Here is a 20,612-nt window from a genome sequence, read left to right as displayed (position 1 = left end):
GTTTGTTCAACGTCGGGTCAATGATCGCGCGGGACTGAACCGGAGGTGAATGCGAGCCGTACCGGTAGTGTCGGCGTCGGCCGTTTCGGCCGCTTCGTCACGCACCACCGGTCATCGCACGGAAGGACACTTCGGTGTCGCACCTCACGCCCCCTCGTCAACTCCCGGAGCCGGACGCGGACTCACCGAACGGGACCACGGCCGAGGATTCCTCGGCCGCTCCCGAGGTGAAGGACACCGAGCCCGACGCCCCGGCGGACCTGGATCCGGCACACGAGGAAGCGGCCGAGGCGACCGGGCCGACGACGACCGCCGAGGCGGAGGAATCCGCCGACGCGACGGCATCCGATCCTGCGTCCACCGACGAACCCGACCCGAGCGACGGGGCCGCCGCCGCCTCCGTCCGCCCCGGCTGGTTCGGCTGGCGCCGTCGTTTCCCCCGCGCCGCACGTGGCGTGCGGGTGGGCACGAGTGTCCTGGCCGGTGTGCTGGTGCTCGGCGCGCTCCTCATACCCAACCGGCTCGACCGGATCACCCCCCAGTCGTTCCTCCGCCTGCCCGTCGAGGCGATCTTCCTCGCAGCTGTGCTGCTCGTCCTGCCGTCGAGGGCACGGCGGATCACGGCGGTCGTCCTGGGGGCGTTCCTCGGGCTGTCCACCGTCCTGAAGTGTCTCGACATGGGCTTCTACCAGACCCTCGCCCGGCCGTTCGACCTGGTCTTCGACTGGGTGCTGCTGAACGACGCGGCGGACTTCCTGAAGGACTCGCTCGGTCGCTCGGGCGAGGTGCTCGTGGTGATCGGCGTGATCGTCCTGCTGATCGCGGTTCTCGTGCTGAGCGCGCTCGCGATGGTGCGGCTGGCCGACCTGATGGCCCGGCACCGCCCCGTGGCCGTGCGCGGCACGCTGGTCCTCGGCACCGCGTGGATCGTCTGCTTCACCATGAGCGTGCAGCCGGGCGGTGTGACGATCGCGACCAAGGGCTACTCCCAGTACCTCACCAACAAGGTGCAGTACGTCCGCGAAGGCCTCGGGGACGCCGAGGTCTTCGAGAAGCAACTGCACGTCGACGCCTTCGCCGGCACCCCGTCCGACCAACTGCTGACGGGGCTGCGCGGCAAGGACGTGCTGTTCACCTTCGTCGAGAGCTACGGCCGGGTGGCGATCGACGATCCGACGATGGCGCCGGAGATCGACAAGACGCTCAAGGAGGGCGACGCCAGGCTCAGGTCCGCCGGGTTCGCGGCGCGCAGCGGCTGGCTCACGTCACCCGTGACGGGCGCCGGCAGCTGGCTCGCCCACACGACGTTCCTGTCCGGCCTGTGGGTCAAGAACCAGCAGCGGTACCGGACCGTGACGACCAGTGACCGCGCCTCCCTCACCAGCTACTTCCAGAAGACCGGCGCCTGGCGCACGGTCGGCATCGTCCCCGGCGTCCGCAAGTCCTGGCCCGAGGGCAAGTACTTCGGCCTCGACAACATCTACGACTCCACGCACCTGGGCTACCAGGGGCCGTTCTTCAGCTGGACCCCGGTGCCGGACCAGTTCACCCTGGAGGCCTTCCAGAAGCTGGAGCACGGCAAGAAGGACCGCGACCCGATCATGGCGGAGATCATCCTGGCCTCCAGCCACAACCCCTGGTCCCCCATCGCCCGCACGATCGACTGGAACGACCTCGGGGACGGTACGGTCTTCAACAAGATCAAGGCGGAGGGCACGAACCCCACGGAGGTCTGGAAGAGCGCCAAGCGCGTACGGACCGAGTACCGCAAGGCCATCCAGTACTCCCTGGACAGCCTGACCCAGTGGGTCCAGCGCTGCGGCGACGACAACACCGTCCTGGTCTTCCTGGGCGACCACCAGCCCGTCCCGACGGTCACCGGGGGCAGCGCCAACAGGGACGTGCCGGTGACGATCGTCGCCCGCGACCCGAAGGTGCTGGACCGCGTGGCCGACTGGGGCTGGACGGACGGCCTCAAGCCCGCGGCCGACGCCCCCAAGTGGGGCATGGACCAGTTCCGCGACCGCTTCATGACGGCGTACGGACCGGAGAAGAAGTAGCGCGGTCCGCGCGGAGGACCGGCTCCACCGGAGCCGGGACCTCCGTCGGCCGTGTCTCTTGGCGTACGACCTCTTGCAAGCACCGAGCCCTCCTGGATTACTGATCCAGAGCACCTCGACCGAATGGTCGGTCGCCGGTGCCGGACCAGGTGGCCGCGATGTGAGGGAGACGCCCGATGGCGGATGCGACGGAGTGGCTGGACGCGGGCGAGCGTCTCGACGCGGAGGCGCTGCGCGCCCTCCAGTTGGAGCGGCTGCGGACCTCGCTGCGGTACGCCTACGACAACGTGCCCTTCTACCGCGAGTCCTTCGACAAGGCGGGCGTACGCCCGGACGACTGTCGTTCCCTCGCCGATCTGGCCCTGTTCCCCTTCACCACCAAGGCGGACCTGCGCGACACCTACCCGTACGGGATGTTCGCCGTCCCCCGGGACCGGGTCCGCCGGATCCACGCGTCGAGCGGCACCACCGGGCGCCCCACGGTCGTCGGCTACACGGACAACGACCTGTCCCTGTGGGCCGACCTGGTGGCCCGTTCGATCCGCGCGGCGGGCGGCAGGCCGGGCGACACGGTCCATGTGGCGTACGGATACGGCCTGTTCACCGGCGGTCTCGGCGCGCACTACGGCGCCGAACGGCTCGGCTGTACGGTGATCCCCGCGTCCGGCGGTATGACGGCCCGCCAGGTCCAGCTGATCCGGGATCTGGAGCCCGGGATCATCATGGTGACGCCCTCCTATCTTCTGACGATCCTCGACGAGTTCGAGAAGCAGGGCGTCGATCCTCGGAGTACTTCCCTACGGGTCGGCATCTTCGGGGCCGAGCCGTGGACCGAACGGATGCGCGAGGAGATCGAGGAGCGGTTCGCGATCGACGCCGTCGACATATACGGGCTGTCGGAGGTGATCGGCCCGGGGGTCGCCCAGGAGTGCGTGGAGACCAAGGACGGTCTGCATGTCTGGGAGGACCACTTCTTCCCGGAGGTCGTCGACCCGATCACGGGCGAGGTGCTGCCGGAGGGGGCGAAGGGGGAACTGGTGTTCACCTCGCTCACCAAGGAGGCGATGCCCGTGATCCGCTACCGGACCCGGGATCTGACGCGTCTGCTGCCCGGTACGGCGCGGGTCTTCCGGCGGATGGAGAAGGTCACCGGGCGCAGCGACGACATGCTGATCGTGCGCGGGGTGAACCTCTTCCCCACCCAGATCGAGGAGATCGTGCTGCGCACTCCGGGCGTCGCACCCCACTTCCAGCTCCGGCTCACACGCGAGTCCCGCCTCGACCTCCTCACCGTCCGCGCCGAGGCCCGCCCCGGCGCCACCCCCGAGATCCGGGACGCAGCGGCCCACGCCATCGTGACGGCGGTGAAGGACGGCATCGGGATCTCGGCGGCGGTGGAGATCGTGGCGCCGGAGACACTGGAGCGGTCGGTGGGGAAGATCAGGCGGGTGGTGGATCTCAGGCCTGACTGAGATCCCGACTGACCAAGAGATTCGCAGGTCAGGTGCCGTTGTCAGTGGTCGGCTCTAGTGTGGGTGGCGAGAAGAGGATCCGCGCCGAGGAGACAAAGAGGTTCCCCATGACGACTCTGCCCGACAGGCCGAACAGCGCGTTGCTCGTCATCGACGTCCAGAACGGCGTGGTGGCCGGCGGCCACAACCGCGAGGCCGTGATCGCGAACATCGGCACCCTGGTCGACAAGGCCCGCGCGGAGGACGTGACCGTGGTCTGGGTGCAGCATTCCAGCGACGAGTTCAAGGCCGGCAGCGAACCCTGGGAGATCGTGCCGGAACTGGTCCGCCGGGACGCCGAACCCCTGGTCCACAAGAGGTACGGCGACTCCTTCGAGGCCACCGACCTGGAGTCCGTCCTCGCCGAGCACGGCGTCGGCCGACTGGTCGTCACGGGCGCCCAGTCCGACGCGTGCGTCCGCGCGACCCTGCACGGCGGCTTCGTGCGCGGGTACGACGTGACCCTGGTCGGCGACGCCCACACCACGGAGGACCTCACGGAGTACGGCGCGCCGATCCCGGCCGAGGTCATCTCGCACACCAACCTCTACTGGCAGTACCAGACCGCGCCGGGACGTACCGCCGGGACGGTCAGTACGGCGGAACTGGCTTTCGCGGGCAACGACAAGGAGTGACGGTCAGGAGTCCGCGAATCGGTCCCTGAGTTCCCGCTTGAGGATCTTCCCGCTCGCGTTGCGCGGCAGCTCGTCCACGAACACCACCCGCTTCGGTGCCTTGAAGTGGGCGAGCTTCTCGCGGGCGTGGGCGATGAGTTCGGCCTCCGTGACCTCGCCGCGCGGGACGACGACCGCCGTGACCGCCTCGATCCAGCGCTCGTCGGGCAGGCCGACGACGGCCGCCTCGGCGACCGACTCATGGGTGTACAGGGCGTCCTCGACCTGGCGTGAGGCGATCAGTACGCCACCGGAGTTGATGACGTCCTTCACCCGGTCGACGACGGTGTAGTAGCCGTCGGCGTCCCGGACGACGAGGTCACCGGAGTGGAACCAGCCGTCGCGGAAGGCGGCGCTCGTCTCCTCGGGCTTGTCCCAGTAGCCCTCGCACAACTGCGGGGACCGGTAGACGACTTCACCGGGGGTGCCGTCGGGCACGTCCTCGCCGTCCTCGTCGACCACCCGGGCGTCCACGAACAGCACCGGACGCCCGCAGGAGTCCAGTCGGCCCTTGTGCTCAAAGGGCCCGAGAACCATGGAGAGGGGGCCGATCTCACTCTGACCGAAGCAGTTGTAGAAGGCGAGTTTCGGGAGCCGCTCGCGCAGCCGTTCCAGGACCGGGACCGGCATGATCGACGCCCCGTAGTAGGCCTTGCGCAGTCCGCTCAGGTCGCGGGTCGCGAAGTCGGGGCGGTTGGCCAGGCCGATCCACACGGTCGGCGGCGCGAACAGGCTGTCCGCCCGGCCGGCCTCGACGAGGTCGAGGATCGTGTCGCCGTCCGGTGCGTCGAGGACGACGTTCGTCGCGCCGACGGCGAGATACGGCAGCAGGAACACATGCATCTGGGCCGAGTGGTAGAGCGGCAGCGAGTGCACGGGCAGGTCGCCTGCGCTCAGGTCCAGGGCAGCGATCGCGCTCAGGTACTCGTGCACCAGAGAGCGGTGGGTCATCATCGCGCCCTTGGGGAGCGCGGTCGTCCCGGACGTGTAGAGCAGCTGCACCAGGTCCTCGGTGCGCGAGTCGGGACCGTCGTAGGGGGCGGTGTCGGCCAGGCGGGCGAGGAGCGAGTCGTCGGCGTCGCGGAGCGGCAGGGTCCGTACGCCGTCGGGGAGTTGGGCCGCGAGGTCCGGGTCCGCCAGGACCAGGGTGCTGCCGGACTGGTCGACGAGATACACGAGGTCGTCACCGGTCAGGTTCTGGTTGACGGGGACGTGCACGAGTCCGGCGCGGGCGCAGGCGAGGAAAGCGATCAGATAGGCGTCCGAGTTGTGGCCGTAGGCGGCGACCCGGTCACCGGGGGCCAGGCCCTCGCCGCGCAGCAGGCCCGCCGCGCGGGAGACGGCCTCGTCCAGTTCCTCGTAGGTCCAGGAGCGCTCTCGGTACTCGACCGCGACCCGCGCCGGAACGCGCTGGGCGCTGCGTCGCAGGACCCCGTCAACCGTGCTGCCGTATTGCTGCGTCATAACCCGTGATCCTGGTTCCGGCCCCCAAGGAGGTCAAGCGCCGAAGCAGGTCAGCGCACACATAGTGCACATACCCCTAGGTACGCTCAACCGCCCTTTCCCCCGATGATGTTGGGAGGCACGATGCGCACCCGCACAAGACGGTTCGTCGTCACGGCCGTCGCGTTACTCACCGCCACGACAGCACTGCCGGCCGCCACGGCGCAGAGCCGGCAACAACAGGCAGCAGAAGCCGCACAGGCGTCACAGCAACATCCGTCCCAGGGCGGCCTGTCGGCCGTGATCCGCTACACCGAGTACGGCATCCCGCACATCGTCGCGAAGAACTACGCGAACCTCGGCTTCGGCAACGGCTGGGCGCAGGCCGCCGATCAGGTGTGCGTGCTCGCCGACGGTTTCACGACCCTGCGCGGCGACCGCTCGCGCTACTTCGGACCGGACGCGGCAACCGACTTCTCGCTCTCCGACGCCTCCGACAACCTCTCCAGCGACCTGTACTTCCGTGGCGTGCGGGACAGCGGCACGGTCGAGCGCCTGCTCGCCCAGCCCGCGCCGCAGGGTCCGAGCAAGGCCGTCAAGGACCTGATGAACGGCTGGGCGGCCGGCTACAACGCCTGGCTGAAGCAGAACCGGGTCAAGGACCCGGCGTGCGCGGGAGCGTCCTGGGTCCGGCCGGTGACCGGTCTCGACGTGGCCACCCGCGCGTACGCCCTCGCGGTGCTCGGCGGCCAGGGCGGCATGGTGAACGAGATCACCACCGCGCAGCCGCCCGCCACAGCTGCGGCCACCACCGGCTCCTCCCTTCCGGACGCCTCTGCCGCCGCCAAGGGCGCGCGCGAGCTGTTCGACATCTCCGACATGGGCTCCAACGCCGTGGCGTTCAACGGCGGTACGACCGCCAACGGGCGCGGTCTGCTGCTCGGCAACCCGCACTACCCGTGGCAGGGCGGGCGCCGGTTCTGGCAGTCCCAGCTGACGATCCCGGGTGAACTGAACGTCGCGGGCGGGTCGTTGCTCGGCTCCCCGACCATTTCCATCGGGTACAACGCGAACGTGGCGTGGAGCCACACCGTGTCCACCGGTGTGCCGCTCAGCCTGCACCAGCTGAAGCTGGACCCCGCCGACCCGACGACGTACCTGGTCGACGGCAAGCCGGAGCGGATGACACGCCGGTCGGTGACCGTCCCGGTGAAGGACGGCGCGCCGGTGACCCGCACCCAGTGGTGGACCCGCTACGGCCCGGTCATCCTGTCCCCCAGCACCGGGCTTCCGTTGCCGTGGACCACGACAACGGCGTACGCGCTGAACGACCCGAACGCGGCGAACCTGCGCTTCTACGACACCTCGCTCGACTTCAGCAAGGCGCGCGGCACGGACGACGTCCTCGATTCCCTCGACGAGCACCAGGGCATTCCCTGGGTGAACACCGTCGCCGCCGACTCCTCGGGACACTCGCTGTTCGCCCAGTCGCAGGTACTGCCCCGGGTCACCAACGAGTTGGCGGCGGCGTGTTCGACCCCGCTCGGCAAGGTCACCTACCCGGCGGCAGGGGTCGCGATCCTCGACGGCTCACGCACCGACTGCGCGATCGGCGACGACCCGGACGCCGTGGCGCCCGGGATATTCGGGCCCGCGCGGATGCCGACGCTGCGGGACACGCCGTATGTCGAGAACTCCAACGACAGTGCGTGGCTGACCAACCTGGACCGGCCGATCACCGGCTACGAGCGGATCTTCGGCCCGGAGCGTACGACCGCCTCGCCGCGTACCCGCGGTGCCGTCGCGGACGTGGCGGCGCTGGCCGCGAAGGGCGGGCTGACGGTCGCGGATCTCCAGCGGCAGCAGTTCGCGAACCGCTCGACGACGGGTGCGCTGGCCGCGGCCGACGCGGCCCGGGCGTGCGCGGCGCTGCCCGGCGGCACGGCAACGGGCACGGACGGAACGGCAGTTGACGTCGGCGAGGCCTGCGGTGTGCTGGCGTCCTGGGACCGCACCATGAACAGCGACAGCCGGGGTGCGCTGCTCTTCGACCGGTTCTGGCGGAAGCTCCTCGCCGCCGTGCCTGCCCCGCAGCGCTGGAAGGTGCCGTTCTCGGCGGCGGACCCGGTCGGCACGCCCAACACGCTGAACACGGAAGCGCCGGGCTTCACCAAGGCCCTCGCCGACGCGGTGACGGAGCTGCGGGCGGCGGGCATCCCGCTGAACTCCCGGCTCGGGGACCACCAGTACGTCGTACGGAAGGGTCAGCGTCTGCCCGTCGGTGGCGGTACGGAGTCCCTGGGGGTGTGGAACAAGATCGAGCCCGTGTGGGACACGGCGAACGGTGGTTACCGGGACAGCGCGTTCGGGTCCAGCCACATCCAGGCCGTGGGCTGGGACGGCAGCCGCTGCCCGGTGGCCCGCACGCTGCTGACGTACTCCCAGTCGTCGAACGCCGACTCGCCGCACTTCGCGGACCAGACGCGGCTGTTCTCGGCCGAGAAGTGGGTCAGCGCGCGGTTCTGCGAGAAGGACATCCTGTCGTCGCCCGCGCTGCGGGTGATCCGGGTGCACGGCTGACGCACGTACGGTCAGGCCGGTGTGGTCCCGTCCCGTCTCCGGGGCGGGACCACATCGCACGGCCGCTCACACGGGCCGCGTACGGCCCTCCCAGTACGGGTCCCGCAACCGCCTCTTGTACAGCTTGCCGTTGGGATCGCGCGGCATCCGGTCGATGAAGTCGACGCTCTTCGGCCGCTTGTACCCGGCGAGTTGGCGGGCGCAGTGGCCGAGGATCTCGTGGGCCAGCTCGGGGCCCGGCAGGTGTCCGGGCGCGGCCTCCACGACCGCCTTGACCTCCTCTCCCCAGTCGTCGTGCGGGATGCCGAAGGCGGCGGCGTCGGCGACGGCGGGGTGGGCGAGCAGGGCGGCCTCGATCTCGGCGGGGTAGATGTTGACCCCGCCCGAGATGATCATGTCGATCTTGCGGTCCCGGAGGAAGAGATAGCCGTCCTCGTCCAGGAGGCCCAGGTCGCCGACGGTGAAGAAGTCGCCGATGCGGTTCTTCTGCGTCTTGCCCTCGTCCTTGTGGTAGGCGAAGCCGCCGGTGCTCATCTTCATGTAGACGGTGCCGAGTTCGCCGGGCGGCAGCCGGTTGCCGTCGTCGTCGAAGATGGCGAGTTCGCTGATCGGCCAGGCCTTGCCGACCGTGCCGGGCTTCTTCAGCCAGTCCTCGGCGGTCGCGAACGCCCCGCCGCCCTCGCTGGCCGCGTAGTACTCCTCCACACAGTCGCCCCACCAGTCGATCATCGCCCGTTTCACATGGTCGGGGCAGGGCGCGGCGCCATGGATGGCGTGCCGCATGGACGACACGTCGTACGTCCGCCGCACGTCCTCCGGCAGTGCCAGCAGCCGGTGGAACTGGGTGGGGACCATGTGGGTGTGCGTGCAGCCGTGGGCGTCGATGACGCGGAGCATCTCCTCCGGCGTCCACTTGTCCATCAGGACCAGGCGGTGCCCGATGTGCAGGGACGCGCCGGCGAACTGGAGCACGGCCGTGTGGTAGAGCGGCGAGCAGACGAGGTGCACGTTCCCATCGAACGGCTTGACGCCGAAGATGCCGAGGAATCCGCCGAGGTACGCCTCCTCGGGCGGCTTGCCGGGCAGTGGGCGCCGGATGCCGCGCGGGCGGCCGGTGGTGCCCGAGGTGTAGTTCATGACCCAGCCGAGGGTGCGGTCGCCGGGCGCCGACTCGGGCTGTCCGTCCAGGAGTTCGGCGTAGGGGCGGAATCCGTCGACCTCGCCGACCGCGTACCGCCGCTCCGCCGGGAGTCGGGCTTCATCGGCGGCGGCGCGGGCCGCGTCGGCGAACCGTTCGTGCGCGATGAGCACCTTGGCACCGGAGTCGGCGACGATCCAGGCGATCTCGGGCCCGACAAGGTGATGGTTGACGGGGACGAGATAGAACCCGGCCTGGGCGGCTGCCAGATACGCCACGAAGAACTCGACGCCGTTGGGCAGGACGACGGCGAAGGCGTCACCGCGTTCGAGCCCTGCGGCGCGCAGCCCGTGGACGAGCTGGTTGGTGGCGGCGTGCAGCCGTCCTGCGGTCCACTCCTCGCCGTCGGGCGCGATCAGGACCATGCGCTCCGGGTCGGCGGCGGCCTGCGCCCAGAAACCGTTGTGAACCTCGCTCACGACTGTTCGCCCTTTCCGTCGGCGTTCCGTCCCGCGATCCTGTTGACTCGGTTCACAGCCTCCTCGAAGCCGCTGGTCAGCTCGTCGAAGACCGCCTGAACGCTCCGTTCACTGTTCATCCGGCCGACGATCTGACCGACGGGCGTGCCAAGGAGCGGCTCGACCTCGTACTTCTGGATGCGCGAGACGGCCTCGGCCACGAGCAGACCCTGCAACGGCATGGGCAGGGTGCCGGGTCCTTCGACCGAGTCCCAGGCGTCGGTCCAGTCCGTGCGCAGCTGACGCGCCGGCTTGCCGGTCAGGGCGCGGGAGCGGACGGTGTCGCCGGAACCGGCCGCGAGCAGCTTCTGCGTGAGCGCGGTCGAGTGCATGTCGGCCTCGGTGACGGTCAGCCACATGGACCCCAGCCAGACCCCCTGGGCGCCGAGGGCCAGCGCGGCGGCCACCTGCCGTCCGCTGCCGATACCGCCGGCCGCGAGCACCGGCAACGGATCGACCGCGTCGACGACCTCGGGCGTCAGCACCATGGAGGCGATCTCGCCGGTGTGGCCGCCCGCCTCGTACCCCTGCGCGACGACGATGTCGATCCCGCCCTCGGCGTGCTTGCGCGCGTGCCGGGCGCTGCCCGCGAGGGCCGCGACGAGCACCCCTTGGTCATGGGCGCGGGCCACGACATCGGCGGGCGGCGAGCCGAGGGCGTTGGCCAGCAGCTTGATCGGGTAGTCGAAGGCCACGTCGAGCTGGGTGCGGGCGACCTGCTCCATCCACCCCGTGATCCGCCACCCGGACGCCTCGCCCTCGGCCAGCTCGGGCACGCCGTACTTGGCGAGGGTGTCCCGGACGAACTGGCGGTGCCCCTCGGGGATCATCGCCTCGACCTCCGCCTCGGTGACCCCCTCGACCTTCCGGGCCGGCATCACGACGTCCAGCCCGTACGGCCGGCCCTCGACATGCGCCTCGATCCAGTCCAGGTCGCGTTTGAGGTCGTCCGGTGCCGTGTAGCGGACCGCGCCGAGCACCCCGAAACCGCCGGCCCGGCTGATGGCCGCGGCGACGGCGGGGAACGGCGTGAAGCCGAAGACGGCGTGCTCGATTCCCAGTTTCCTGCTCAGCTCCGTCTGCATGGCCGCAGGATGCCGCAGTCCTCCGGACGAGGGAAGACCTTTTCTGATACACCGTCAGATTCTTGACTGTGGGAGGCTCCCCCAATGACAGAAGACGCAACGGACGGACAAGGATTGACGCGTCGTCAGCTCGCCAGACGCACACTGGCGTTGGGCGGCGCCCTGACCTTCGCCTCCTTCCCGATGAGCCCGGCCGCAGCCACCCCCGGACCAACGGGCCGGCACCCGACCCTGCGCCCCGGCTCACCCGAACAGGCAGGCCTCCTCCCCCAGCATCTGCGCCAACTGGTGACGGACGCCGAGGCGTTCCTCGGCCCCTCCCCCAACCACCCCTGGTACGCGGGCGCGGTCCTGCTCGCCGGGCGGGGCGGCACCGTGGCGCTGCATCAGCCGATCGGTATGGCGGTGCGCTATGCGTCGTACGACGAGAAAACGGACACCGGGGTCGAGTTCCCGGCCGCCGAGCAGATCCCGATGACCGAGGACACGGTGTTCGACCTCGCCTCGGTCTCCAAGCTGTTCACCTCGATCCTGGCCGTGCAGCAACTGGAGCGGGGCGCGCTGGAGTTGGAGGGGAAGGTCGCCGCGTATCTGCCGGAGTTCGCTCGGGCGGGCAAGCAGGACATGACGATCCGTCAACTCCTCACGCACACCTCGGGCTTCCGCGCCTGGATCCCGCTCTACAACGCGCCGACGTACGAGCAGAAGCTCGAACTCATCTGGAACCAGGCGCCCCTGAACCCGCCGGGCACCAAGTACCTCTACTCGGACCTGAATCTGATCTCGCTCCAGCTGGTACTGGAGAAGATCACCTCCACCCCCTTGGACACACTGCTCCACGACGAGATCACCGCCCCGCTCGGCATGCACCGCACGCGCTACAACCCGCCCGCCTCCTGGAAACCGACGATCGCCGCCACCGAGGACGCCCGCGCGCCCTGGTCGGGGCTGAACCGGGGCCTGGTGTGGGGCGAGGTGCACGACGAGAACGCGTTCAGTTTGGCCGGGGTGGCGGGCCATGCCGGTGTCTTCTCGTCGGCCTGGGACCTGGCCGTGCTCGGCCGTACGCTGCTCAACGGCGGTGCGTACGGCAGGGCGCGCATCCTGTCGCCGGCCTCGGTCGAGCTGATGTTCACCGACTTCAACACCGCCTTCCCCGGTGACGAGCACGGGCTCGGTTTCGAGCTGTACCAGCACTGGTACATGGGCGCGATGGCCACGCCCAGCACCGCAGGGCACACCGGCTTCACCGGCACCTCTCTGGTCCTCGATCCGTCGACCGACTCCTTCCTCGTCGTGCTCGGCAACTCCGTGCATCCGGTGCGCAGTTGGCGTTCCGGTTCCGCGCCCCGGGTCGCCGCCGCGAACAACCTGGCCCGCGCGGTACCGGTCCGCCCACGTCATGGACGTACGGCCTGGTTCTCCGGCATGGCGAGCACGACGACGGCGACGCTGACCCTGCCACCCCTCTCCACCACGGCCAACTCCCGTCTGTGCTGCGCCCTTTGGTGGGACACCGAGCCGCAGTCGGACGCCCTGTTCCTGGAGGCCTCGACCGACGGCGGCACGACCTGGCAGCCGGTCCCCTTCACGACGACAGCGCGGGGTGACAACGACGCTCAGGAGCATCCGACGGGTTCGGTCACCGGCTGGTCGGGGCGCGTCTGGCACGGCCTTTCGGCGGACCTGGCGGCCACACCGACCCTGATCCTCCGCTGGCGGTACACGACCGACCGGCTGTACGTCGGCCGCGGAGCGTACGTCGACGGCCTGACCGTACGCGGCGACGACGGCATCGTCTTCGACGAGACGCGCCCGGCGGACGCGGCGCGTATCGAGGCGGTGGGCTGGACGGCATCCGCGAACGACTGACCTTGAATGCGTGATGTCGTCTGTCCGGTGTCATCGAAGTCAGTCGGTTGCGGCGCCTTGACCTGCGGCGACCAAGTTCGGATGCGTCACGCTGAGCCAAGTGCTGCGGTCACAGGCTGTGGGCGACGGGATGCAGCGGTTCGTACAGCGGCAGCTCGGCGCCGCTGGGGAGCCGGATCGCAGTCAGTTTGCCCCAGCGCTGTTCGCTGACCGGGCGGGTGATCTCGACGCCCTTCGCGCGGAACTCGCCGAGCTGGGCGTCAAGGTCGTCGCACATCAGGAAGAACTCGTGCTGGGGCGGGCCATCGGTCGGGTGCACGGCCACCTCGGCCGGGGGCAGCTTGAAGATCAGCCAGCCGCCGCCCGCGTCGACGCCGGGGAAGTCGAGGACGTCACGCAGGAAGGCGCGGTCCGCCTCGGCGTCCTGGCTGTAGAGGATGACATGTGCACCGTTGATCATGGCTCGTTCCTGCCCTTTCGACGTGCGCGCAGTCGTGTCCTCGGCATCCTGGCACGCTCAGGTCCGGAAGACCTTCGGCCGCATTCGATGACACGACGACCGAGTCGCATCGCAGCGGACATCGGGCGAAGCGCTCGGCGGCCTCTCTCCGCAATCGCTCACCGAACGCCCGGCGTTCAGTCCTCGTCCGCCTCCCGCACGGCCATGGCGGCGTTGTGCCCCGGCACCCCGCTCACGCCACCCCCGCGCACCGCGCCCGCCCCGCACAGCAGGACGTTGGCGTGCCCGGTCTCCACGCCCCAGCGCCCGGTGTCCTCCTGGGCGTAGGGCCAGGTCAGGTCGCGGTGGAAGATGTTGCCGCCGGGCAGCCGCAGGTCGCGTTCGAGGTCGAGCGGGGTCTTCGCCTCGATGCAGGGGCGCCCGTCGGCGTCGGTGGCGAGGCAGTCCGCGAGGGGTTCGGCGAGGTGGGCGTCGAGCTGGGCGAGGGTCGACTTCAACAGCTCGTCGCGGACGGCGTCGTTGTCGCGCGCGAACAGGCGTGCGGGCGTGTGCAGGCCGAACAGGGTCAGTGTCTGGTAGCCGCGCTCGACGAGGTCCGGGCCGAGGATCGTCGGGTCGGTGAGCGAGTGGCAGTAGATCTCGGACGGCGGCGCGGCGGGCAGTTCACCGGCCGTCGCCTGGGCGTGGGCGGCGGCCAGTTGCTCGTACCCCTCGGCGATGTGGAAGGTCCCGGCGAAGGCCTCGCGCGGGTCGACCGACGTGTCCTTGAGCCTCGGCAGCCGGGTGAGCAGCATGTTCACCTTGAGCTGGGCGCCCTCGGCGGGGCTCGGCGGCGTGTCGCCCGTCAGCGCGGCCAGCTCCTGCGGCGAGGCGTTCACCAGGACGTGCCGGGCGGCGACCGTGCCCTCCCCGTCGGCCGTCCGGTAGGTCACCTCGGCGGACCGGCCGTCCGTGTCGACCCGTACGACCTCGTGGCCGGTGGCGAGCACGGCGCCCGCGTTCCGGGCGGCGCCGGCCAGCGCGTCGGTCAGGGCACCCATGCCGCCCACGGGCACGTCCCAGGCGCCGGTGCCGCCGCCGATGACGTGGTAGAGGAAGCAGCGGTTCTGGCGGAGGGAGGGGTCGTGGGCGTCGGCGAAGGTGCCGATCAGGGCGTCGGTGAGGACGACACCGCGTACGAGGTCGTCGTCGAAGTTGGCCTCGACGGCGGCGCCGATGGGCTCCTCGAAGAGGGTGCGCCAGGCGTCCTCGTCGTCGACGCGGCGGCGGAGTTCGTCGCGGGTGGGCAGGGGCTCGGTGAGGGTGGGGAACACCTTTTCGGCGACGCGGCCGGTCATGGCGTAGAAACGCTCCCAGGACTCGTACTCGCGTTCCCCTCCGGTGAGGCGTGCGAAGGCCTCGCGGGTACGGCGCTCGCCGCCGCCGACGAGGAGTCCGGTGGGGCGGCCGGCCCGTTCCACGGGGGTGTACGAGGAGACGGTGCGCCCGCGCACGCGAAAGTCCAGGTCGAGATCGCGGACGATCTTCCGGGGCAGCAGGCTGACCAGGTAGGAGTAGCGCGACAACCGGGCGTCGACCCCGGCGAACGGCCGCGTCGACACGGCGGCTCCTCCAGTACCGGCCAGCCGCTCCAGAACCAGCACGGACTTCCCGGCCCGGGCCAGGTAGGCGGCGGCGACGAGGCCGTTGTGGCCCCCGCCGACGATCACCGCGTCGTATCGGTCGCGTACGTCGTGTCGGTCGGGTCCGTCGGGGCGCTCGTGTGCGGGCATGGTTCTTCGTAACACGCGATGATCCACCCCGGCCAGAGCAGTACGGCCCAGCGGAGCAGCGAAGTCGACTACGGTTCGGCAGCGCCCTTAAGGGGCGCGGGGAACTGCGCGACCAGCCACGACGGCGCCGCAGCGAACCGACAACACCAGCCGACGCTTCTCAATGGCCGGAGGCCCGCTGCTGCCGCAGCACAGCCACCCTCCGATACAACTCGACCGCCTCGACCCCCCGCCCCAGCTGCTCCAGACAGTGCGCCTCGTCATTGCGGCTGGCCAGGGTGTCGGGATGGTCAGCACCCAGCACCTGCTCACGGGACGTGGCGACCCGCCGGTACTCGGTCAGGGCGTCGGGCCAGCGGCCGAGCCACCCCAGGCCGACGGCCACCTCGCGGCGGCTGACCAGGGTGTCCGGGTGGTCCGCGCCAAGGACCCGCTCGCGGATCGCGCACACGTCGCGCGACTCGGCGAGCGCCTCCTCCCAGCGGTCGAGCCTGCCGAGGTTGACGCCGAGTCCGTGCCGGGCGCGCAGGGTCTCGGGGTGGGCGGGGCCGTTGACGCGGGTGCGGTCGTCGATCAGGTCGCGGTACAGCTTGAGGGCCTCCGCGCTGCGGCCGAGCCGTCCGAGGCTGATCCCGACCTCGTAGCGGGCGGCGAGCGTGTCGGGGTGGTCGGGGCCGAGGGCCTGGGCGCGTGCCTCGGCGACCTCCTGGTAGGTCGCCAGGGCCTCCGGCCAGCGCCCCAACTGGCCGAGCGCGTAGGCGACTTCGTACTGCGTGACCAGGGTGTCGGGGTGGGCGGCGCCGAGCACACGGGCGCGTGCGGTCGCCACCTCGCAGGCCATGCGGTACGAGTCCTCCAGGCGCCCCAGACGGCTCAGGTTGAAGGCGAGGTTGTGGCGGCAGCGCAGGGTGTCCGGATGGTCGGCGCCCATCGTGCGCTCCCGGGCGGCCAGGACGGTCGTGTAGGTCTGGTGCGCCTCGAAATGACGGCCCAACTGCCCCAGGACGTACGCCATTTCCTGTCGGGCGGCCAGGGTGTCGGGGTGCTCGGCGCCGAGGATCCGCGCCCTCTCCCGCGCCACGTGGGTGTATTCGCGCAGGGCGTCGGCGGCGCGGCCGGTGCGGCTGAGGGTGAAGCCGACCTCGTAGCGGCTGGCGAGGGTCTCGGGGTGGGCGGGGCCGAGGACGTGCTCGCGTTCGGCGGCGACCGCGCGGTGCACCTCGCCGGCCTCGGCCCAGCGACCGAGGCGCCCCAGGCTCAGGCCCGCGTTGTGCCGTCCGGCCAGCGCGTTGAGCGTCTGGGGCGAGGGGGCGGGCGGCAGCTGCGGTACGGGTTCCTCGGGGCGGCCGGTGGCCGGGCGGGCGATCCAGTCGCCGGTGAGACCGGCCGCCGGGTCCGGGGGTGTGGTGTCGATCCCGGCGCCGGTCGCCTTGTGGCCGGTGGTCATGCCCCGGGTCCAGGACGGCAGCCGGGGTTCACGGGCGGCGGGCTCGGGAGGCGGGAGCTGGGGCCGCGGGGTGACAAGGGTCGGCACATACAGCGGGGTGGCCCGGCCCGCACTGATCCGGCGGGCCAACTCCCGTGCGTCGCGCGGGCGTTCGTCGGGGAGCTTGGCGAGGAGGGCGAGGATGACCCGCTCCAGGAACTCGGGCACCTCGGAGCGGTGGTTGCGCGGCGGCTCGGGCGGGGTGTCGCGGTGTCCGACGAGCACCGCCCAGGCGTCGTCGAGGTCGAACGGCGGTACCCCGGTGGCCAGTTCGTAGAGCACGCACCCGAAGGAGTACAGGTCGCTGCGCTGGTCGACCTCGCCGCCGCTGATCTGCTCCGGCGACATGTAGTGCGGGGTGCCCATCGCGATTCCGGTACCGGTGAGCCGGGAGGTGAAGCCGATGTCGTGACCGAGGCGCGCTATGCCGAAGTCGCAGATCTTCACCGTGCCGTCGGTCAGCCGCATGATGTTCGCGGGCTTCAAGTCCCGGTGGACGATGCCCTGTTGGTGGGTGTAGGCGAGAGCGGCGGCGACCTGGTCGGCGATGTCGACGACGTCCGGGACGGGCAGCGGGTGATGCTTGTTGTCCTCCAGGAGCTGGCTCAGGTTGCGCCCCTCCAGCAGTTCCATGACGAGATAGAGGACCCCGTCGGACTCGCCGAAGTCGTGCACGACGGTCACCCCGCGGTGCTGTAGCGCGGCGGCCACCCGGGCCTCGCGCCGAAAGCGCTCCCGCAGGACGCGGGTGAAGGAGTGGTCGTGGTGCGGCCCGAGCGGCTTCAGGCACTTCACGGCGACCTGCCGCCCGAGCGACTCGTCGCGAGCACGCCACACTTCCCCCATGCCACCGCGCCCGATCAGATCGAGCAGCCGGTACCGGCCCTGGATCAGTCTGGTGTCCGCCATGTCCTGCTGCCGCCCCCGGTTCCGTCCGCCCTCCCCTGGCCCGTCCAGTATGGCGAGCTATCGTCCGAGTTTGTACGGCGCGGGGTGCGAGCCGGGGCCGACCCGTGACACGGCCCGCAGGATGTGTTTGGGCGGCAGTTGCCAGCGCACACGTGCGGGAACGCAGCGCAGCAGGGTGCCCGTGGCACGCAACTGCCGGGTGACGGTGGGTGGTTCGGGTGCGGCTCGGCCGTACAACTCGTGGGCGTACGGCGGCAGAGAGGCGTACGCGAGCTGCGCCACGCGCCGCCACAGCACCTCACGCGCCGGGACGAGGAGCGGGTGCGTCGGTGGACGGAGCAGGAAGTCGTCCACTTCGTGTGCGTCGGCTCCGGCGGCCAGCTCGGGCCTGACCTTCTCGAAGTAGGCGGCGAGTTCGGCCCGGTCCGCGGGCACGTCGGCGGGGTCGAGGCCCACCAGCCGGGCGCTCACCAGCTGTTCGCGGATGTACCGGTCGGCGTGGGCGTCGGTGAGCGGGTATCCGGAGCGGCGCAGTATGTGCAGACAGGAGTCGATCTCGGCGCAGTGCACCCACAGCAGCAGTCCGGGTTCACCGACGCCGTACCGCTCCCCCGTGTCCGGGTCGACGGCGGACAGCATGCTGTGGATCTTCCGTACGCGGGCGCCCGCTTTCTCAGCCGCCTCGGTGGTCCCGTACGTCGTCGTGGCGAGGAAGTGGACGGTGCGCATCAGCCGGCCCCAGGCGTCCTTCCGGAAGTCCGAGTTCTGCATGACTCCGCCCATCGCGCGCGGGTGCAGCGCCTGGAGGTAGAGCGCGCGGATTCCGGCGACCCACATCATGGGGTCGCCGTGCATCTGCCAGGTCACGGAATTCGGGCCGAACAGCCCCGGGTCGCCTGCGGAAATGCCGTCCACACGGCCAGTGTCCCCGGTCTTTCCGGCCGCCGGCCTCTTCGTCCGCCTCACCGACGCCACCCTCCTGCTCGCCGACCACGGCCGTCACCACGGCCTCCAGCAGGCCGCCCACGCGGCCGGGGAACCGGAGGAGACAGGCAGACTGTTCCTTCTACCTCACGGCCACCCCACCCGTCCCCTTACCCCCGAACAGGCTTCCGCGCTCGCGCCCGTCCCGTCCCGACGGCCGGACACGACGTGAGCGCGGCAGCCGACCGCCCGAAAGGTGAGCTCCCTCCCATGCCCGACTCCCCCGCCCCGCTGCCCACCGCGGACCTCGTCGACCAGTACGGCGCCGAACTCCGCGTCTGCGACCTCCAGTTCCGCCAGTTCGGCGGCCACCGCTCCTTCACCGGCACGGTCCGCACGGTCTCCTGCCACGAGGACAACGGCCTGCTGCGCGACCTGCTGCGAACCCCGGGCCACGGCGACGTCCTCGTCGTCGACGGCCAGGGCTCCCTTCGCACCGCCCTGGTCGGCGACCTCATCGCCGGGGCCGCCCAGGACAACGGGTGGGCCGGTCTGGTCCTGCACGGAGCCGTCCGCGATTCCGCCGCCCTGGCAACCCTCGAACTCGGCATCAAGGCCCTGGGCACCATCCCGCGCAAGAGCAGCAAGGCCGCCGAGGGCGCGGTCGACGTGCCCGTCGTCATCGGCGGCGTCACCTTCCGCCCGGGCGACCGGCTCCACGCCGACGACGACGGCATCGTCCTCCTCCCGTAGGACCTCGCGCATCGCCCTCGTGGCCCGGACAAGGGGTTTCGGAGCGTTCACAGCCCGAGGATCAGTTCGCGTACAGCGGCCGGCCGGGAGAGGAACGGATGATGGCCCGTGTCGAGCTCCACGACGCTGCCCGCCCGGCCGGCGAACTCCCGCTGCCGTTCGGCGGGGGTGCCCCTGTCCTGGGCACAGACGAGGTACGTCGAGGGCACGTGTCGCCATGTCGCCGCCTTCACCGGCTGTTCGAGGACCGTCAGGCTCTGCCGGGCCGTCCTGTCCACGGCCTGCCGCTGGATCTGCTCATCGCAGTCCTGGAGGAACGTCTCGGCCAGCGCGTCGGGCCGGACGGTGAAGGTGCCTGCCTCGGGATCGATGTCGAGAAACGGGGCGGGTTCCTCGCCCCCGAACGAGGCGAGGCTCTGCCCGACCTCGGGCAGATAGCTCGACACGAGCAGCAGGTGGTGCACGGCGTCGATACCGGCAGCCGCCTCAGCGGTGACGATCCCGCCGTAGCTGTGGGCGACCACGACGGTCGGCTCGTCGCTCGCGGTCAGTACGTCCCGGACCGCGGCGACGTCCTCTGCCAGCCCGGGGCCGCCCGCGCCCGCCGGCTCACCCGTCTCGCCGCAGCTCGGCAGGGCGGGCGCCTCACTGAGGACACCCCTCTCGGCCAGCAGCTCACCGGTTCGGTGCCACCACCACGATCCGTCCCTGACGCATGCCCCGTGCACGAAAACGACCCTCATCACGACCCCTTCGTCCGTCACGCGCGAGTTCCGCTTGCCTCTCGAATCACATTAGACGTACTCGCTATTACGTGAAAAAGTGGCTCGATGGGCAGACAGCGGCAGCCACAGATCAGGGAGCGGCTGCTCGCCGCGTGCACCGACTACTCGCTCGAACACGGGCTCCCCGACCGGCTGGAGCCGTTGGCCACAGCCGCGGGCACCTCCAGCCGAATGCTCATCTACCACTTCGGAACCCGTGACGGACTGCTCCGCGAGATCCTCGGACAGGCCCGGCAGCGCCAGCTCCAGGCCTTCACCGACCTGATCCGTCTGCGACCCGACGAGCCCTACCCGACGACCCTCGCCCGCGCCTGGTCCGCGATCTCCGGGCCGGAAGGCGCGCCCTACCTCCGTATGTTCAGCCGGCTGCACGACACCGCGGGCGGGCCCCTCTGGCCCGGCTTCCGGCGGACCGCGACCACCGACTGGCTCGCGCCCCTCGAAGCCGGCCTGCGCAGCCTCGGACGCCCCGAGCTGGCCACCGTCGTACTCGCCGTCATCCGCGGCCTCCTCATGGACCTGGACGCGACCGGCGACGCCCAGCGCACGCACCGGGCCTTCCATGACTTCCTCACCACGATCGACAGCGCCTGAGAACACGTCCGTGAGCTGTTCAGGAGGCTTGGCCGGTTGTGGTGACGG

General features: G+C 70.6%; 16 protein-coding genes. 8 read left to right on the top strand and 8 right to left on the bottom strand.

Translation table 11 applies throughout. The features are described 5' to 3' along the window. Positions 1–134: 134 nt before the first annotated feature. From OG787_RS48645 to OG787_RS48635, 3 genes are all read left to right on the top strand, one after another. Complete coding sequence (locus OG787_RS48645; protein WP_405539899.1) at positions 135–2,060, top strand: sulfatase; 1,926 nt, start codon at positions 135–137, stop codon at positions 2,058–2,060. 176 nt (positions 2,061–2,236) lie between these two features. Next, entirely contained in the window at positions 2,237–3,532 is a 1,296-nt protein-coding gene (gene paaK, locus OG787_RS48640) for a phenylacetate--CoA ligase PaaK (protein WP_405539897.1), read from the top strand. Between the two features lie 107 nt (positions 3,533–3,639). Further along, positions 3,640–4,206 (top strand): cysteine hydrolase family protein, encoded by a 567-nt coding sequence (locus OG787_RS48635; RefSeq protein ID WP_369029574.1) that lies wholly within the window; start codon positions 3,640–3,642, stop codon positions 4,204–4,206. A gap of 3 nt (positions 4,207–4,209) precedes the next feature. Here OG787_RS48635 and OG787_RS48630 read toward each other — a convergent pair whose 3' ends face one another. After that, positions 4,210–5,709: an acyl-CoA synthetase gene (locus OG787_RS48630; RefSeq protein ID WP_405539896.1), complete on the bottom strand. Its 1,500-nt coding sequence runs from the start codon at positions 5,707–5,709 to the stop codon at positions 4,210–4,212. Positions 5,710–5,832: 123 nt separating this feature from the next. On the opposite strand from OG787_RS48630, the gene OG787_RS48625 reads away from it, so the two are divergent. Beyond that, positions 5,833–8,268: a penicillin acylase family protein gene (locus OG787_RS48625; RefSeq protein ID WP_405539894.1), complete on the top strand. Its 2,436-nt coding sequence runs from the start codon at positions 5,833–5,835 to the stop codon at positions 8,266–8,268. Positions 8,269–8,334: 66 nt separating this feature from the next. Here the strand turns inward: OG787_RS48625 and OG787_RS48620 are convergent, their stop codons facing one another. Beyond that, a complete protein-coding gene (locus OG787_RS48620) occupies positions 8,335–9,885 on the bottom strand; it encodes an acyl-CoA synthetase (RefSeq protein WP_405539893.1) in 1,551 nt (516 codons plus the stop codon). Further along, on the bottom strand, positions 9,882–11,009 hold the full coding sequence (locus tag OG787_RS48615; protein WP_369029578.1) for an NAD(P)H-dependent flavin oxidoreductase: 1,128 nt from the start codon (positions 11,007–11,009) through the stop codon (positions 9,882–9,884). The genes OG787_RS48620 and OG787_RS48615 overlap by 4 nt, the downstream gene beginning before the upstream one ends. 84 nt (positions 11,010–11,093) lie before the next feature. Here OG787_RS48615 and OG787_RS48610 point away from each other — a divergent pair, with 84 nt between their 5' ends. After that, positions 11,094–12,881 (top strand): serine hydrolase, encoded by a 1,788-nt coding sequence (locus OG787_RS48610; protein ID WP_405539892.1) that lies wholly within the window; start codon positions 11,094–11,096, stop codon positions 12,879–12,881. A 109-nt stretch (positions 12,882–12,990) separates the two neighbouring features. Here OG787_RS48610 and OG787_RS48605 read toward each other — a convergent pair whose 3' ends face one another. From OG787_RS48605 to OG787_RS48590, 4 genes are all read right to left on the bottom strand, one after another. Then, a complete protein-coding gene (locus tag OG787_RS48605) occupies positions 12,991–13,341 on the bottom strand; it encodes a VOC family protein (protein WP_369029580.1) in 351 nt (116 codons plus the stop codon). Positions 13,342–13,517: 176 nt separating this feature from the next. After that, positions 13,518–15,113, bottom strand: coding sequence for a phytoene desaturase family protein (locus OG787_RS48600; RefSeq protein WP_405539891.1), 1,596 nt, complete (start codon positions 15,111–15,113; stop codon positions 13,518–13,520). A gap of 160 nt (positions 15,114–15,273) precedes the next feature. After that, positions 15,274–17,508, bottom strand: a complete 2,235-nt coding sequence (locus OG787_RS48595) for a tetratricopeptide repeat protein (protein ID WP_405539890.1) — start codon at positions 17,506–17,508, stop codon at positions 15,274–15,276. A gap of 57 nt (positions 17,509–17,565) precedes the next feature. After that, on the bottom strand, positions 17,566–18,363 hold the full coding sequence (locus OG787_RS48590) for an oxygenase MpaB family protein (protein WP_405540797.1): 798 nt from the start codon (positions 18,361–18,363) through the stop codon (positions 17,566–17,568). Between the two features lie 67 nt (positions 18,364–18,430). On the opposite strand from OG787_RS48590, the gene OG787_RS48585 reads away from it, so the two are divergent. Further along, positions 18,431–18,664 carry a hypothetical protein gene (locus tag OG787_RS48585; RefSeq protein WP_369029583.1) on the top strand — a complete coding sequence of 78 codons (234 nt, stop codon included), beginning with the start codon at positions 18,431–18,433 and terminating at the stop codon, positions 18,662–18,664. Between the two features lie 38 nt (positions 18,665–18,702). Then, the gene (rraA, locus tag OG787_RS48580; protein WP_405539889.1) at positions 18,703–19,185 is read left to right on the top strand and encodes a ribonuclease E activity regulator RraA; all 483 of its coding nucleotides are present in this window, start codon (positions 18,703–18,705) and stop codon (positions 19,183–19,185) included. A 47-nt stretch (positions 19,186–19,232) separates the two neighbouring features. Here rraA and OG787_RS48575 read toward each other — a convergent pair whose 3' ends face one another. Beyond that, positions 19,233–19,928, bottom strand: coding sequence for an alpha/beta hydrolase (locus OG787_RS48575; protein WP_405539887.1), 696 nt, complete (start codon positions 19,926–19,928; stop codon positions 19,233–19,235). Positions 19,929–20,015: 87 nt separating this feature from the next. Between OG787_RS48575 and OG787_RS48570 the strand changes: the two genes are divergently transcribed. Beyond that, the gene (locus tag OG787_RS48570) at positions 20,016–20,564 is read left to right on the top strand and encodes a TetR/AcrR family transcriptional regulator (protein WP_369029586.1); all 549 of its coding nucleotides are present in this window, start codon (positions 20,016–20,018) and stop codon (positions 20,562–20,564) included. The last annotated feature ends 48 nt before the right edge of the window (positions 20,565–20,612 follow it).

Source organism: Streptomyces sp. NBC_00075, from assembly GCF_045041225.1.
GTDB lineage: Bacteria > Actinomycetota > Actinomycetes > Streptomycetales > Streptomycetaceae > Streptomyces > Streptomyces adonidis.
The sequence above is the reverse complement of the archived record's forward strand: the minus strand, read 5'-3'. Positions and strand labels throughout refer to the sequence as shown.

Bases quoted from the DNA above. Each gene is read 5' to 3' on its own strand.
- paaK (WP_405539897.1), top strand. From the start codon at position 2,237: ATGGCGGATGCGACGGAGTGGCTGGACGCGGGCGAGCGTCTCGACGCG.
- rraA (WP_405539889.1), top strand. From the start codon at position 18,703: ATGCCCGACTCCCCCGCCCCGCTGCCCACCGCGGACCTCGTCGACCAG.
- OG787_RS48575 (WP_405539887.1), bottom strand. From the start codon at position 19,928: ATGAGGGTCGTTTTCGTGCACGGGGCATGCGTCAGGGACGGATCGTGG.
- OG787_RS48595 (WP_405539890.1), bottom strand. From the start codon at position 17,508: ATGGCGGACACCAGACTGATCCAGGGCCGGTACCGGCTGCTCGATCTG.
- OG787_RS48570 (WP_369029586.1), top strand. From the start codon at position 20,016: ATGGGCAGACAGCGGCAGCCACAGATCAGGGAGCGGCTGCTCGCCGCG.
- OG787_RS48590 (WP_405540797.1), bottom strand. From the start codon at position 18,363: ATGCACGGCGACCCCATGATGTGGGTCGCCGGAATCCGCGCGCTCTAC.
- OG787_RS48610 (WP_405539892.1), top strand. From the start codon at position 11,094: ATGACAGAAGACGCAACGGACGGACAAGGATTGACGCGTCGTCAGCTC.
- OG787_RS48625 (WP_405539894.1), top strand. From the start codon at position 5,833: ATGCGCACCCGCACAAGACGGTTCGTCGTCACGGCCGTCGCGTTACTC.
- OG787_RS48600 (WP_405539891.1), bottom strand. From the start codon at position 15,113: ATGCCCGCACACGAGCGCCCCGACGGACCCGACCGACACGACGTACGC.
- OG787_RS48630 (WP_405539896.1), bottom strand. From the start codon at position 5,709: ATGACGCAGCAATACGGCAGCACGGTTGACGGGGTCCTGCGACGCAGC.
- OG787_RS48615 (WP_369029578.1), bottom strand. From the start codon at position 11,009: ATGCAGACGGAGCTGAGCAGGAAACTGGGAATCGAGCACGCCGTCTTC.
- OG787_RS48635 (WP_369029574.1), top strand. From the start codon at position 3,640: ATGACGACTCTGCCCGACAGGCCGAACAGCGCGTTGCTCGTCATCGAC.
- OG787_RS48605 (WP_369029580.1), bottom strand. From the start codon at position 13,341: ATGATCAACGGTGCACATGTCATCCTCTACAGCCAGGACGCCGAGGCG.